14 protein-coding genes are annotated in these 14732 nt (G+C 65.9%); 3 read left to right on the plus strand and 11 right to left on the minus strand.

The genetic code is table 11. The annotated features are described in order from the left end of the window. Positions 1–21: 21 nt before the first annotated feature. Positions 22–804: a tRNA1(Val) (adenine(37)-N6)-methyltransferase gene (locus ACP16H_RS15585; RefSeq protein WP_425073168.1), complete on the minus strand. Its 783-nt coding sequence runs from the start codon at positions 802–804 to the stop codon at positions 22–24. Further along, positions 794–1009 (minus strand): DUF2007 domain-containing protein, encoded by a 216-nt coding sequence (locus ACP16H_RS15590; protein WP_425073278.1) that lies wholly within the window; start codon positions 1007–1009, stop codon positions 794–796. The genes ACP16H_RS15585 and ACP16H_RS15590 overlap by 11 nt, the downstream gene beginning before the upstream one ends. 54 nt (positions 1010–1063) lie before the next feature. Here ACP16H_RS15590 and ACP16H_RS15595 point away from each other — a divergent pair, with 54 nt between their 5' ends. Continuing rightward, on the plus strand, positions 1064–2059 hold the full coding sequence (locus ACP16H_RS15595) for a polyprenyl synthetase family protein (protein WP_425073169.1): 996 nt from the start codon (positions 1064–1066) through the stop codon (positions 2057–2059). 238 nt (positions 2060–2297) lie between these two features. On the opposite strand, the gene ACP16H_RS15600 is transcribed toward ACP16H_RS15595, so the two are convergent. The 5 genes from ACP16H_RS15600 to ACP16H_RS15620 all read right to left on the minus strand — a co-directional run bounded on the left by ACP16H_RS15600 (position 2298) and on the right by ACP16H_RS15620 (position 9006). Continuing rightward, positions 2298–3128: a 4-(cytidine 5'-diphospho)-2-C-methyl-D-erythritol kinase gene (locus tag ACP16H_RS15600; RefSeq protein ID WP_425073170.1), complete on the minus strand. Its 831-nt coding sequence runs from the start codon at positions 3126–3128 to the stop codon at positions 2298–2300. 2 nt (positions 3129–3130) lie between these two features. After that, positions 3131–4873 (minus strand): tetratricopeptide repeat protein, encoded by a 1743-nt coding sequence (locus ACP16H_RS15605; protein ID WP_425073171.1) that lies wholly within the window; start codon positions 4871–4873, stop codon positions 3131–3133. Positions 4874–4982: 109 nt separating this feature from the next. Continuing rightward, positions 4983–5273, minus strand: coding sequence for a PilZ domain-containing protein (locus ACP16H_RS15610; RefSeq protein WP_425073172.1), 291 nt, complete (start codon positions 5271–5273; stop codon positions 4983–4985). 129 nt (positions 5274–5402) lie between these two features. Next, positions 5403–7052: a 4Fe-4S dicluster domain-containing protein gene (locus tag ACP16H_RS15615; RefSeq protein ID WP_425073173.1), complete on the minus strand. Its 1650-nt coding sequence runs from the start codon at positions 7050–7052 to the stop codon at positions 5403–5405. A gap of 235 nt (positions 7053–7287) precedes the next feature. Continuing rightward, entirely contained in the window at positions 7288–9006 is a 1719-nt protein-coding gene (locus ACP16H_RS15620; RefSeq protein WP_425073174.1) for a calcium-binding protein, read from the minus strand. Between the two features lie 493 nt (positions 9007–9499). On the opposite strand from ACP16H_RS15620, the gene greA reads away from it, so the two are divergent. Further along, positions 9500–9970 carry a transcription elongation factor GreA gene (gene greA / locus ACP16H_RS15625; protein WP_425073175.1) on the plus strand — a complete coding sequence of 157 codons (471 nt, stop codon included), beginning with the start codon at positions 9500–9502 and terminating at the stop codon, positions 9968–9970. Positions 9971–9982: 12 nt separating this feature from the next. Beyond that, positions 9983–10975, plus strand: a complete 993-nt coding sequence (locus ACP16H_RS15630) for a hypothetical protein (RefSeq protein WP_425073176.1) — start codon at positions 9983–9985, stop codon at positions 10973–10975. Between the two features lie 121 nt (positions 10976–11096). On the opposite strand, the gene glp is transcribed toward ACP16H_RS15630, so the two are convergent. The 4 genes from glp to ACP16H_RS15650 are packed head-to-tail and all read right to left on the minus strand — an operon-like array spanning position 11097 to position 14569. After that, the gene (glp, locus tag ACP16H_RS15635; RefSeq protein ID WP_425073177.1) at positions 11097–12356 is read right to left on the minus strand and encodes a gephyrin-like molybdotransferase Glp; all 1260 of its coding nucleotides are present in this window, start codon (positions 12354–12356) and stop codon (positions 11097–11099) included. Beyond that, a complete protein-coding gene (locus tag ACP16H_RS15640; RefSeq protein ID WP_425073178.1) occupies positions 12347–13174 on the minus strand; it encodes a molybdopterin guanine dinucleotide synthesis in 828 nt (275 codons plus the stop codon). The genes glp and ACP16H_RS15640 overlap by 10 nt, the downstream gene beginning before the upstream one ends. 19 nt (positions 13175–13193) lie before the next feature. Beyond that, positions 13194–13799, minus strand: a complete 606-nt coding sequence (locus ACP16H_RS15645; RefSeq protein ID WP_425073179.1) for an MlaC/ttg2D family ABC transporter substrate-binding protein — start codon at positions 13797–13799, stop codon at positions 13194–13196. Between the two features lie 20 nt (positions 13800–13819). Further along, positions 13820–14569, minus strand: coding sequence for an MlaA family lipoprotein (locus tag ACP16H_RS15650; RefSeq protein WP_425073180.1), 750 nt, complete (start codon positions 14567–14569; stop codon positions 13820–13822). Positions 14570–14732: the final 163 nt, after the last annotated feature.

Genomic DNA, 14732 nt, shown 5'->3' on the forward strand with positions numbered 1-14732 from the left:
AACTGTAATACGCGGCAAGAATCAGCCTTGATCCGGCTCAAATTCCAGCGATGCACCGCTCACCATGACCTCGCGGAAGCTATCCGTATAGTTGTCCGAGGCATTTCCGCGAATCGCGAGTCCATGAATCACCTTTGGCGGATGGAATCGGAACGGGGCGCGGCCGTCCTTGCGCCCACGCAGCAGGAACAGACGCGGCGGACGGTTTTCGCGCGGCAGGAGCGGCAACAGTTCCAGCGCGCCAAGATGCGCATCCATGGCCGCCAGCAGTTCCGGCAGGCGTTCGATGCGCTGGATGAATGTCGCGTAGCCGCGCGGCTTCAGCCGTTTGGTCGCCACCGCGACCCAGGCCGACAAGGGCACCTCGCCGCTGCGGCCCGTGCTGCGCCCGCTGTCGCTGGCGGCGAACCCCTTGCCGGTCTCGAAATACGGCGGATTGGCCACGACCATGTCGAAACTCTCGCCCCGCAGGGCGCGGGGCGGGTCGGTGAGGTCGCCCTCCCAGACCTCGCCTTGCAGCCCGTTGTCCGACAGGTTGCGGCGGGCGAGGTCGGCGTAGCCCGGCTGGATCTCGATCCCGCACAGGCGCAGGCCGGGGACGCGCATCCCGAGGCAACACAGCGTCGCCCCGCCGCCGCAGCCCAGTTCCAGCACGGACTGGCCCGCGCGCGCCTGAACCGAGGCAGCCAGCAGCACCGGGTCGGTGCCCGCACGATAGCCTTCGCGCGGTTGCCACAACTGCACCTTGCCGCCCAGCATGGCGTCGCGGGTCAGTTCGTCTTCGGGAAAGGGCTCAGCCCTCATAGTTGACGCCCGCGAGGTCCAGGATGCGGCGGGCGCGCGTCAGGTCATCGGTCCTGACCATCAGGCGGCGCGGCAATATACCCATGGATCCTTCGAGGATGCTCATGTTTACGTCCAGCTCAAAGCTGGGTATATCCTCGGCGTCCAGAAGGGTTTTGGCCAGCGGGATCAAGGTGATGTCGGTGGTGCGCAGAAGCTCTTCCATAACGATGATGTAAGGACTGGGCACCGCCCTTGTCGAGCCTTCACGGGGAGTGAAATGTTGGATCAGAGAAGCGCGAAACCGCACGAGCGTTTGGCCCAGCTGCTGGCCCCCGAGATGGAGGCCGTCAATGGCCTGATCCGCGAGCGGATGGCGTCGAAACATGCGCCACGCATCCCCGAGGTGACGGCTTATCTGGTCGAGGCCGGGGGCAAGCGGCTGCGGCCCATGCTGACCCTCGCGGCGGCAAAGCTGTGCGGCTACGAAGGTCCGTATCACGTGCATCTCGCGGCGACGGTGGAGTTCATCCACACGGCCACGCTGCTGCATGACGACGTGGTGGACGAAAGCGCCATGCGCCGCGGCCGCAAGACCGCCAACCTGTTGTGGGACAACAAATCTTCGGTTCTGGTGGGCGACTACCTGTTTGCCCGGTCGTTCCAGTTGATGACCGAGACGGGCAACCTGCGGGTGCTGCGCATCCTGTCCAATGCCTCCGCGACCATCGCCGAGGGCGAGGTGTTGCAGCTGACGGCGGCGCAGGACCTGAAGACGTCCGAGGATGTGTATTTGCAGGTCGTTCGGGGCAAGACGGCGGCGCTGTTCTCGGCGGCGACGGAGGTCGGTGGCGTGATCGCCGGGCGGCCCGACGACGAGGTGCAGGCGCTGTTCGACTATGGCGACGCGCTGGGGATCGCCTTTCAGATCGTCGATGACCTGCTGGATTACTGGGGGTCGGATGCGACGGGCAAGAACGTCGGCGACGACTTCCGCGAGCGCAAGCTGACGCTGCCGCTCATCAAGGCCTATGCCAAGGCGGATGCCGAGGAGCAGGCCTTCTGGAAGCGGGTGATCGAGAAGGGCGACCAGCGGGACGGCGACCTGGAGCACGCCTTGGCATTGCTGAACAAGCATGGCGCGCTGGAGGCCACGCGGGTCGAGGCGCTGGCCTGGGCGGCGAAGGCCAAGGCAGCGATGGAGCAGCTGCCGGCGGGTGAGATGCGCGACCTGTTGATCGACCTGAACGATTACGTGGTGGCGCGGGTCAGCTGAGAGCTATCGCCTTTGGGTTGAATTTCGGGCGGTGCCCGCCCTGAGTCGCGTTAACCTTTTGGGTTAATATTAACGGCTGCACAGCGCCGGAAATTGCGATGCACAATGCATGCACAAACCATGCGCATGATTGTGCGGTTTCCCGTGGTTAACGCTGCGGACTGTGGAGATGTGGATGGGGCTCTGCCCCGTCCCTTCGGGACTCCCCGAGGGTATTTGGAAAACCAAAGAAGCAGGGTCAGCGCAGGGTGCAGGCGGTGGTCCACCAGTCCGGGTGAAGGGATTGGAGTTGGGTGGCGGCGGCCTCGGCTGTAGTGCGGTCGTCGTAGAGGGCAAAGCAGGTCGCACCGGAGCCGGACATGCGGGTCAGGCGGTTGCCTGTGGTGGCCGCGAGGGCGGCGAGCGTGTCGGCGATGACCGGTTGCAGGGCGATGGCCGGGGCCTGCAGGTCGTTTCGCTGGGTTTGCAGCCAGTCGATGGCGGCGGGGGCGCCGCCGTGGTCGGGCCAGTCGGTCATGGGGGGATTGGCCTTGGTCGTCAGGGTCTTGAAGACCTGCGGCGTGGGGACGTCGACGCCGGGATTGACGAGGACCGCGTGCAGCGGGGCCATGGTCAGCGGCAGGACGTGATCGCCGATGCCGGACATGCGGGCGGCATGGGCCACGGTGCAGACGGGGACGTCGGCGCCGAGGGTTGCGAGGTTTTCCGTGGGGAAGGACCGGTTGTAGAGGTCGGCCATGGCGCGCAGGGTGGCGGCGGCGTCGGAGGAGCCGCCTCCGATGCCTGCGGCGGCGGGAAGGTGTTTGTCGAGCGTGATGGCGACGGCGGCGCCGAAGCGTTCCGCCGCCTTCCAGCAGAGGTTGCGGGCGTCCGTGGGGACGCCTGTCGCGCGGGGGCCGGTGACGGTGAGCGACATCTCGGGTGCGTCGCGCAGGGTGATGGTGTCGCCCACGTCGGCGAACATCACGAGGCTGTCGAGCAGGTGGTAGCCGTCAGCGCGCTGGCCGGTGACATGAAGCGCGAGGTTGACCTTCGCCGGGGCGAAGGCCGTGGTCGTTCCGGGCGGCATGCTTACTCGACGGCGGCGCGTTCGAGGGGCGGTGCGCCCTCTTCGGCGAGGACCTGATCGAGGCCCACCTCGAGCTTGCGCTGGATGCGTTCGGGGTCGGCCTCGGCGGCGGCGTCCTCCCAATCGACGAAGGAGAGTGCGCGGTGCCACATGAATTCCGCCTCGCGTTCGCGGCCCACGGCCCAGTAGACGTCGCCCAGATGGTCGTTCACCACCGGGTCAATGGGCATGAGTTCGGCGGCCTTTTCCATGTGCGGCACGGCCTCCTCGTAGCGGCCGAGGCGGTAGAGCACCCAGCCGAGGCTGTCGACGATGTAGCCGGAATCGGGGCGCGCGGCGACGGCGCGTTCGATCATGTCGAGCGCCTCGTCGAGCTTGGTCTTCTGTTCGACCAGCGAGTAGCCGAGGTAGTTCAGAACCTGCGGCTGTTCGGGATTCAGTTCCAGCGCCTTGCGGAAATCGGCCTCTGCCTCGGTCCATTGGTCCTGGCGTTCGTGGCTGATGGCGCGGGCGTAGTAGAGGAACCACTGGCGCGGGCCTTCTTCCTCGAAGAGGCCGAGCGCTGTGGTGTAGGCGCTGACCGCGTCGGCGTAGCGTTCTTCCTGGCGGTAGAGGTCGCCCAGAGTGGTATGGGCGACGGTCAGGTCGGGCTGCTTCTGTGCAAGATCCTCGAGCGCGGCGATGGCCCCGGCAACGTCGCCCTGATCGCGCAGCGCCTCGGCCTCGCCCATGACGGCGGCGTGGTAGGAGGGGTCCTCGGGCGGGACCTGCGAGAAGGTCTGCTCCGCCATGTCGTATTGCTGCATCCCCGAGAGGATTTCACCGGACAGCAGGATGGCGTCGGTGTGGTCGGGGCGCAGGGCCTCGGCCATGCGGGAATAGAGCAGGGTCAGGTCGTCGCTGCCCTCGTTCGAGAGCGCGCCCGCGAGAGTGTAGAAGACCTCGGCCATGCCGTCCTTGGGCGTGCGGACGTGGGAGAAGGGGAGTTTCTCGCCCGCCTCCAGCGCGCTGCGCATCTGCTTCAACTCGGGGTCGAGTTCGGTGCCAAAGCTGTCGTCCAGCAGGGTCACCGCCTCGGGGGCGCGGCCCAGTTGCGACAGGATCTCGGCCCGGGCCATGGTGCCGCGGCGGGTGGAGCCCATGCCGGCGGCCTCGTCCCCGTCGAAGATCGCGGCGGCGCTTTCGAAGTCACCGACGGAGGCCAGCGCCAGCGCCTTGTGATAGGCGGCGAAGGGCGCGAGGCCCTGCATCTTTGACACCGCGTCAAAGGACAGCAGGGCGGCGCTCATGTCGCCGGTGCCCAGTTGCGCCCAGGCCTTGACCAGACCGTCGGCCAGCGGGCCGATGCCCTTCTTGTCGTCCACCGCCTGGATGATGGTGGCGTAGCTTTCCTTGGTCGCGGCATGGGTGATCGCGGCCATCTGGGCGATCTGGCTGTCCAGCCCCGCCTCGGTCATGCGTTGCGCCAGCAGCGCGGCGCGACCGAAATCGCCCAGCGACATCTCGGCCAGGATGGCGCGTTCCAGCAGTTCGCCGCGGTTCGGATCGAAGGCCAGCGCGCGACCGTAATGATGGGCGGCGGCCTTGAAATCACCGATGAAGCTGGCCTGACGCGCGGCGAGGTAGTCGCCCGCGAAACCGGGGGCCGGATCGGCGTTCTGGGCGATGGCGCCCGTTGCGGTGGTCAGCAGCGCCAAGGCGCCGGCCCGAATGCTTTGTGCCCAGACGTTGGTCCTGTGCGTCACGCTCCGGCCTCCCTGTTCGTTTCCTTGTTGGCGCAAAGCCTAGAGCGCCCCGCGAGGCATGGCAATGCACTGGCAGACCCGCGCGACGCCCGTGAGGCGCGCAATTCGATCACATCTGCCGGAGGTCGCGGTACTGACGCAGGTTGGCCAGCTGCGCGGCACTGAGCGGGGCGTCGAATTCCAGCGCCGCGCCACGGGTGTTCACCCGCACGACCTTTGCCAGAATGGGCTGCTGCATGGCGGTCAGCCGCACGCGCGCGCCGATGGCCAGCGGCAGCCGCCCTTCGGCAAAGGCGCCGCTTTCCGAGACATTGACGATTGTCGCGGCAAAGTCACCGTCGTCGGTGGCCAGTTCGAACCCCCAGGCACTGGGCCAGCGGTCGGCGCGTTCCTTTATCATGCTGTGCATCCTTGAAACCCTACGCGGGCGAGGATGCGTGCTTCGCATGAAGACCGGGTTAACCCCTCCCCTGAAACGCAAAACGCGCCCCGAGGGGCGCGTTCGCTGGATCGGCCAAAGAAGACGCGATCACATGTTCGGGTAGTTCGGGCCGTCGCCGCCCTGCGGGACCGTCCAGTTGATGTTCTGGGAGGGGTCCTTGATGTCGCAGGTCTTGCAGTGGACGCAGTTCTGGAAGTTCACCACGAATTCCTTCGTGCCGTCCTTTTCCACCACTTCGTAGACCCCTGCCGGGCAGTACCGCTGCGCCGGTTCGTCGAACTTCGGCAGGTTGACATTGATCGGGATCGAGGGGTCCTTGAGCTTCAGGTGGCAGGGCTGGCTTTCCTCGTGGTTGGTGAACGAGAAGGACACGTTCGTCAGCCGGTCGAAGGACAGCTTGCCATCGGGCTTGGGGTAGTCGATCGGCTTGAACTTCGACGCCTCGCCGGTGGCGGCGGCGTCGGATTTGCCGTGCTTCAGCGTGCCGAACAGCGACAGGCCAAACAGCGAGTTGGTCCACATGTCCAGACCGCCCAGCGCCAGCGAGGGGATCATGCCCCACTTAGACCACATGGGTTTCACGTTGCGGACGGGCTTCAGGTCCTTGCCGATGGCGCCTTCGCGCACCTCGGTTTCATAGGCGGTCAGCTCGTCGCCGGCGCGGTCGGCCTTGATCGCGTCATAGGCCGCTTCGGCCGCGGCCTTGCCGGACAGCATCGCGTTGTGGTTGCCCTTGATGCGCGGCACGTTGACCATGCCGACAGAGCAGCCCAGCAGGGCGACGCCCGGTGCGACCATCTTGGGCATGGACTGGTAGCCGCCCTCGGAAATCGCGCGCGCGCCGTACGCCACGCGCTTGCCGCCTTCGAGCAGCTCGGCCACCATCGGGTGATGCTTGAAGCGCTGGAATTCCATGTAGGGATAGAGGTGCGGGTTCTCGTAGTTCAGGTGCACCACGAAGCCGACGTAAACCTGGTTGTTCTCGAGGTGATAGATGAAGGAGCCACCGCCCGCGTTCGAGTTCAGCGGCCAGCCCATCGTGTGGGTGACGCTGCCTTCGCGGTGCTTGGCCGGGTCGATTTCCCAGATTTCCTTCATGCCGATGCCGAACTTCTGCGGGCAATGGCCCTTTTGCAGGTCGTATTTGGCGATGACTTCCTTCGACAGCGAGCCGCGCACGCCCTCGGCGAGGAAGACGTATTTGCCCAGCAGCTCCATGCCCGGCTCGGTGTTCGGACCATAGGAGCCGTCCGCTTCGAGGCCGAAGACGCCCGCGACGACGCCTTTGACTTCGCCATTGTCACCGTAGACCAGTTCGGAACACGCCATGCCCGGGAAGATCTCGACGCCCAGCGCCTCGGCCTGCTCGGCCATCCAGCGGCAGACGTTGCCCATCGACACGATGTATTTGCCGTGGTTGTCCATCAGCTTGGGCATGGGCCAGTTGGGGATGCGGACTTCGCCCGCTTCGCCCAGCATGTAGAAGTGATCTTCCTTCACGGGGGTGTTGAGCGGCGCGCCCTTTTCCTTCCAGTCGGGGATCAGCGCGTCGAGGCCGACCGGGTCCAGCACCGCGCCCGACAGGATATGCGCGCCGACTTCGGAGCCCTTTTCCAGCAGGACGACGTTCAGGTCCGGGTCCAGCTGCTTCAGACGGATCGCGGCGGACAGGCCCGCAGGACCGCCACCGACGATGACAACGTCGTATTCCATCGACTCGCGTTCGATCTCGCTCATGTCCACTCCCTCCAGAGACGGCTTCCAACGGGTTTGCGCTCCGTCGGGTAATAAAATTTCAAAATTCCTATCGCGGCAATGCGGCATTCGTCAATGCGCGCGCAGCGTCACGAAGCCGCATCCTATAGGGAAAGCCGGTCCGCCGGGTGCCGTTGGCGACAGGGCAGAGACGCAAAACGGCCCGCCGGAGGGGCGGGCCGAGCCATGGTCTACCGTCCTGTCGCGCGGGAGTGCGTCAGTACAGGATGTCCGTGCTGATGAGCTCGAAGTGATCGACGTTCTCGATGTAGGCCACGAGCGTTCCGTTGATTTCCATGTCGACCCCGGTCCCGTTCTGGTGCCAGCCCACGGAGATCACGGCCAGCCCGGTCAGGTCGAGGATGTCGGTGCCGACCTCGAAGTCCATGATGTGATCCACACCGGAGGTGCCGTTGAACACGAAGGTATCCACTCCCAGGCCACCGGTCAGGATGTCGTCGCCCTCGCCACCGTCGAGGGTGTCGTTGCCGTCGCCACCGATCAGAACGTCGTTGTCCCCCTGCCCTTTCAGGCAATCGTCGCCCTCGCCGCCGTCCAGGATGTCGTCATGCGCGCCGCCGTTGAGCGTGTCGTTGCCCGCGTCACCGAACAGTTGGTCCGCGCCAGCGTGCCCGACAAGGCAATCGTCGTCCGCACCGCCGTGCAGTTCGTCGTTGTTGCCGCCGCCATAGAGCGTATCGTTGCCGTCGCCGCCGAACATGGTGTCATTGCCCGCCGCGCCGGTGAGGCGGTCATTGTCCGCGCCCCCGTCCATCGAGTCATGGCCCGCACCGCCGTTCAGGTCGTCAGTCCCGGCGCCGCCCAGCAAGGTATCGGCGCCGAGGCCGCCCATTAGTGCGTCATCGCCGGTCTGCCCTTGCAGGCAGTCGTCACCGTCACCGCCGTCCATGGTGTCGTTCTGCGCGCCACCGTTCATCGTGTCGTTGCCCGCGTCGCCGAACATCAGGTCGGCACCGCCGTGACCGACCATGCAGTCGTCGCCGTCGCCGCCGTGCATCTCGTCATCGTTGCCGCCGCCGTAGAGGGTGTCCATGCCCTCGCCGCCCAGCATGGTGTCGCTGCCAGCGGCACCGATCAGCAGGTCGTTGCCCGCTTCACCCTTCATCCAGTCGTTGCCGCGGCCCCCTTCCAGACGGTCGTCACCGGACTCGCCATCCATGGTGTCGTCGCCGTCCTCGCCCTTCATCCAGTCATTGCCTTCGCCACCCAGTATCAGGTCAGCGCCGGACTCACCGTCCATGGTGTCATTGTCCAGACCGCCTTCGAGGGTGTCATTGCCCTCGCCGCCCAGCATCAGGTCAGCGCCCTGCTCGCCTTTCATCCAGTCGTCGCCAAGGCCGCCTTCGACGGTATCGTCCCCGGACTCGCCGTCCATGGTGTCGTTGCCGTCCTCACCCTTCATCCAGTCGTTGCCTTCGCCGCCGAGCATCAGGTCAGCGCCGGATTCACCGTCCATGGTGTCATTGTCGAGACCACCTTCGAGGGTGTCGTTGCCCTCGCCGCCCAGCAGCAGATCGTTACCCTGCTCGCCCTTCATCCAATCGTCGCCAAGATCGCCCTCGATCTTGTCGTCCCCGGACTCGCCATCCATGGTGTCATTGCCGTCGCCGCCGACCAGCCAGTCGTCACCCTCGCCCCCGAGCATCAGGTCATTGCCCGCCTCGCCGTCGATGGTGTCGTTGTCCTCGTCGCCTTCGAGCGTGTCGTTGCCCTCACCGCCCAGCAGCAGGTCCATGCCGATCCCGCCCTTCAGCCAGTCGTCGTCCTCGTCGCCCCAAAGGACGTCGTTCCCGGCCTCGCCATCGACGGTATCGTTCCCCGCGAGGCCAAAGAAGGTGTCATCCCCCTCCAGCAGCGCGATCACGTCGCCGTTCAAGGTTCCTGTCAGATTGTCATGCCCCGATGTTGCTGGCATCGCGTGTCTCCCCGAATATCGTCATTCAAATCTTGCACCGGGCCGAGACACGCTCCGTGCCAACCCACGGCCCACAACTTAGACGGCAGAGCGGCGTGAGGCTAGAATTTCAACCAGCGCCGCATAATTTCGCCACAATTCACCAAAAACCCGGACCAGAATGGAAACGATTGCCCCTTCAGGATCGGTATTGTCGATCACATCGTGAATCTCAGTGATTCGTTAAGCGTTTTTTACCCGCCAGACGGGAGCGACTCCGCCGGGCTCGTGGCGCAGCGGCCCCTGCATTTCGCCTTTTGAGAGAAAGGTTGATCCACCAACCGATCCACCCAAGCGGGATGGAACCCGGTCGCGGACAGCGGTGAATGCTCTGCAAAAACACGCCAACCGCGCGAAAAACCCGCTGGCCAGCGGACGCCCCACCCTTTACATCACGCGGCACACGCGACACTTTCCGCATTCAAACGCGTCTCTCAGCAAAAGAAGATCCGAAATGGACAAGATCCTGATCACCCGCGCGGGCTTTACCGCGCTCGAAGCAGAATTGAAGCAGCTCAAGTCCGTCGAGCGTCCCGCCATCATCCAGGCGATTGCAGAGGCACGCGAGCTGGGAGACCTGAAGGAGAACGCCGAATACCATTCGGCGCGCGAGAAACAGGGCTTCATCGAGGGGCGGATCAAGGAACTCGAAGGCGTGATCGGCCTGGCCGAGGTCATCGACCCCGCCAGCCTGTCCGGCCCGATCAAGTTCGGCGCGACCGTGACGGTGGTGGACGAGGACACCGACGAGGAAAAGACCTGGCAGATCGTCGGCGAACACGAGGCGAGCATCGAGAAGGGCTTGCTGAACGTGAAATCCCCCATCGCGCGCGCGATGATCGGCAAGGAAGAAGGCGACAGCGTCGAGGTGAACACCCCCGGCGGTCAGAAGGCCTACGAGATCCTCTCGATCAGCTACAAGTAAGGCAGCCCTGCCATGGCCGAGACCAAGGACGCCCGCCCGACCCTGCCCGGCCTCTACAGCCGCGGCGAGGCTGCGGGCCTGACATCGGTGGAGATCGCGGCGGCGGCCTTGTCGGTCGTATGGCTGCTGCTGTCGGCGTGGTTCTTCATGTCCGGCGGGCCGTCGGACGATGGCGGTGGCGTGAGTTTCCTCATCGTGCTGATGGTGATCGTGCTGCCCGTGGCGATGATCTGGGTCGCGGCCATGGCGGTGCGCGCGTCCAAGGTGATGCGCGAGGAGAGCGCGCGCCTGCAGGCGGCGATCGACGCGCTGCGGCAGGCCTATGTGCAGCAATCGCAGGCCGGAAAGGGTCAGCCGCCGCATCCGCAGGTGCTGAAGCGGCTGGACGATCTGGGCGGCGGGGTGAAGAACCTCGAGGCGACGCTGGCCATGCTGGGTGGCATCCGTCAGGCGGAAACCCATGTGGTTGCGGAACCGGCGGTGGACGACCAGCCGGCGCTGTCTCTGGGCACGCCCGCCGAGGCGCTCTTGCCGCCGCTGTCCAACGCCGACCTGATCCGCGCGCTGCATTTCCCCGAGACCGCCGAGGACGACGAGGGCTTTGCCGCCCTGCGTCGGGCGCTGAAGGACAGGCAGGCGGCCAAGGTGATCCAGGCGGCGCAGGACATCCTGACGCTGATGAGCCAGGATGGCATCTACATGGACGACCTGCGTCCCGACATGGCGCGTCCGGAGGTCTGGCGCGCCTTTGCCAAGGGCGAGCGCGGGCGCACGATCGCGCCTTTGGGTGGGGTGCATGACCGGTCCTCGCTGGCACTGGCGGCGGGACGGATGCGCGAGGACCCGATTTTCCGGGACGCGGCGCATCACTTCCTGCGGCGCTATGACCAGCTGTTTGCCAATGTGGAGCCGGGGTTCTCGGACGAGGATATCTCGGCCTTTGGAAGCACGCGGACCTCGCGGGCCTTCATGTTGCTGGGGCGCGTGGCCGGGACGTTCGACTGATCCGGTTGTTTCTGGGGGAGCGATTTTTCCCCGAAAAATCGCGCCTGGGGGCTCTGCCCCCGCCTGCCTTCGGCAGACTCCCCCGGAGACATTTGAACCAAGAAGAAGCAGGAATGCTGCGCTAAAGTCCGAAGCTGCCGAAGGGGATGTAGCGGACCGGTGTGCCGGGTTTGATTTGTTGCGGGCCGTCGGGGAGTTCTACGAGGCCTTCGGCCCAGCTGAGGCCCGAGATGCGGCCCGACCCTTCGGATTTGAAGACCTCGGCCTGACCGCCCCGGATGCGGGCCCGCAGGTATTCCCGGCGGCCCGGTTTCTTGTTTTTCGTGAAGTCGGCGGGGACGGTGAAGCCCGTCGGTTCCTGCCAGCCTGCGCCGGACATCAGGCTCATGGCGGGCCGGGCAAAGATCAGCGTGCAGGTGAAGGCGGCGACCGGGTTGCCCGGAAGGCCGAAGACGGGGGTGCCCTGCCAGATGCCCAGTGCCAGCGGGCGGCCCGGTTTCAGGGCGATGCGCCATTCCGCCAGCGCGCCGGTTTCGCGCAGGAGGGCGGAGACGTGGTCTTCGTCCCCTGCCGAGGCGCCGCCGGAGGTGAGGATGAGGTCGGTTTGTGCGGCGGCGGTGTCGAGGCGGGCGCGCAGGGCGGCACGGTCGTCCGGGACGTGGCCGAGGTCGACGGGTGTGTAGCCAAAGCGGTCTGCCATGCTGAGCAGCATGGGGCGGTTGGCGTCGAAGATCTGGCCGGGTGTGGCCTGGGTGCCTGCCGGGACGACTTCGTCGCCGGTGGACAGGACGCCGACGCTGAGTTTTTCATAGACCGGCAGGTTTGACCAGCCGATGGCGGCGGCCAGCGCGAGGTCGGCGGGGGTGAGGGTGCGGCCCTTGGGCAGAGCTTGTGCGCCTTCCTCGACATCCTCGCCTGCGCGGCGGGTATTGGCGCGGGGTTTGACCGGGCCGCGGAAGGCGACGGATGTGGCGTCGGTGGCGCAGTCTTCGTCCAGAACCACGGTATCGACGCCGTCTGGCAGGGCGGCCCCGGTCAGGACGCGGATCGCATGGCCGGGGGGCACGGTGCCCGCGAAGGGAACGCCGGCGGCGGCGCGGCCCGTGACCAAGGGCAGGGTGATGTCGCCCTCCCCCACGCTGGCGGCGGCAAAGCCGTAGCCGTCCACGGCGGTGTTCGGCAGTGGCGGGTTGGCGCGATGCGCCGTCAGGTCCTGCGCCAGCACGCGGCCCGCCGACTGCGCCAGCGGCACGGTCACTTGCGCCACCACCGGGGACAGCCGTTCGCGCAGCATGGTCAGGGCCTGATCCACCGGGGTCCAGTCCACGCCAGGCGGCAGGGCAAAGCAGTCGTTCCGCAGGGGCGGCGGTTTCAGCGGCATGTGGTCAGCAATTCCTCTTCGTGGCCGAGGCCAAGGATCCAGCCTTCCTCGGAGCGGGCCAGCGGGTCGTCGACCTGTACCATCGCGCCGAGCCGGTCCGGGTGCAACCGCATCAGACCGTCTGCCAGCAGGCGAACCTGTACGGCGTCGCGAATGCCGGGCTGGGCGCGCACGGCGGGGTCGATCAGGCCGGGCCAGATTTCGGTGAACAGGATCGGCGCGTCGGGGGCCTCGAAAGGCCAGATGGCCACGGGAAAACGGCTGCGCAGGCGGTTCAGCACCGGCAGGCCCATCAGGACCTGGCTGCCCACCGCCCCGGCATAGGCCAGTTGCCAGACGGTGAAGGCGCCCTTGGCCCGGTCTTCGCAACGGCGGCGGTCCGGGAAGGGATTGCGGTAGCCGGATTTGTTCCGCGCAAGGCCCGGCACCTCGCGGCCAAGGCCGTGGCCCCAGAATGGGCCCCCGCCGCCGAGCGACAGGTTCACCTGCCCCGCCATGTCGAAGCGGTTGTTGCGCTTGGGTGAATCCTCGATCCGGGCGTCGATCCAGTTCCAGAGGTCAAACACCCCGCCCCCGGAGAGGCGCTGCGCCACGCCCTGCGGGTAGCCAAAGGGGAAGTCGAAGCCGACCATCAGCCGTTCGCCCCGCGCAACCGCCCGTGACAGGCGGTCAGTCAGCCAATCCTCGGCCACCTGCCGGTTGCGGCAGTACACAGGATCATGCCCCGCATCGCCGATCCAGATGGCGTCCTTGCACGGTCGCGAACCCCGGTCGTTGCCGCCGGACCAGTCGACCATGACCACGCTGTCGAACCGCATGGTCCGGATACCGCCCGTGTCAGGAGGCTTTGCGCAGATCCGCGATCATCTGGTCGATGTTGCCGCGCCGCTTGTCCAGCATCGAGCCCACTTCGGTCCGCTCGGTCAGGAGCAGGTTCACGCCTTCGATATACATGTTGAACATCAAGGGCTTGCCCGTCCGTTCAGAAACGTGGAAGGTCACGGTGAAGGGGCTCTGGCCACGCAGGATCGCGGTGCAGGCGACCTCGTAGTAGTTCTTCACCGCCTTGACGCCCTTGACCTCGAGCTTGCCGCCGATGAACTCGCGGAAGCGCTTGCCGTACTTGCGCGAGATGTAGCCGGTGAAGGCGTCGGTAAAGGCCTTCTTCTGTGCCGCCGAAGCGGAGCGGCCATCGGCCCCCAGCGCATAGGCCGCGATGTAGGGCAAGTCGGCATAGCGGCGGAAGATACGCTCGAAATCGCCGTACATGGCGGTCTCGGATTTGCCCGAGGCGATGACCTTGTTGATTTCCCCCACGAGGCTGTCGACCAGCGATTTCGCCTGCGCATCGTTCAGCGCCAGCGCGTCCTTCGGCAGCATCAGCGTCAACGCCCCCGCGGCGGCGGTCAGCATGAAGTGGCGGCGGGTGAAGATCGGGGCCATGGTGTTTCCTCCGGTGGCTGTCAGAACCCCGACACGTCCAGCGCCAGCGGGTCGATGTCGGCGCTGGCAGGATCGTCCTGACCCAGCTCGAAACGACGGTTCTGCAAATACATGGTGCGCGTCTGCGCGTAGCTGTCGGCACTGTCGTACAGCACCGAGTCCACGGTTGTCGAGAACTCGCCCCGCGTGATCACTTTATCGGCAACTTTCGCCACCGGGGGGAGGAATTTCTCTGGTTTGCCCAGCACATACCCCAGCGGATCGGTGAACAGGTCAACGACCTTGCCGGTGGTGTCACGTTCGGTCGAGGGGCCCAGGACGGGCAGCTCCATATAGGCGCCTTCGGGCACGCCCCAGACGGCGAGCGTCTCGCCAAAGTCGCTGGCGTCCTCGGTCAGGCCCAGTTCGGCGGCCGGGTCCATGATGCCCAGCCCCATGGTGGCATTGAGGGTAAAGCGCAGCGTGTTCTTGGTCGCGCGCCACAGCCGCAGTTGCAGCAGCTGGTTCACAACGGTCTGCGGCACGGACACGGTGTCGGCGAACTGCCCAACCGCCTGCCGGCTGCCGTCAGGGAGGCTTTCGGCAAAGCCCTTGCCGGTGCCGCGCAGCAGGCGTTCATCGACGCGGGTGTTGAAGTCGTGGATGCGGCGGTTCGTCGCCTCGTTGGGGTCCCAGATGCCGTCGGGCGCCTGCCCCGGGCCGGGGACGGAGCATCCTGCCAGCGTCACCGCCAGCGCGGAGATGGCCAAAACCCCACGAAAACCGCCCATTTCAGCTTGCCCCCCAGCAAATGTCTTTGGAAACCGGCAGCGGTTTCCTTAAAAGGTTACTTAATTTGATTTTGGATTGTGCCCAAGGAATGAAGTGGATTTCTACCCCCTTGTGGCACAATGGAGACAAGAAAGCGGGCGTTTGCTATCCGTTTTCGCGCAT

The organism is Sagittula sp. S175 (genome assembly GCF_049800975.1).
Taxonomy (GTDB): domain Bacteria; phylum Pseudomonadota; class Alphaproteobacteria; order Rhodobacterales; family Rhodobacteraceae; genus Sagittula.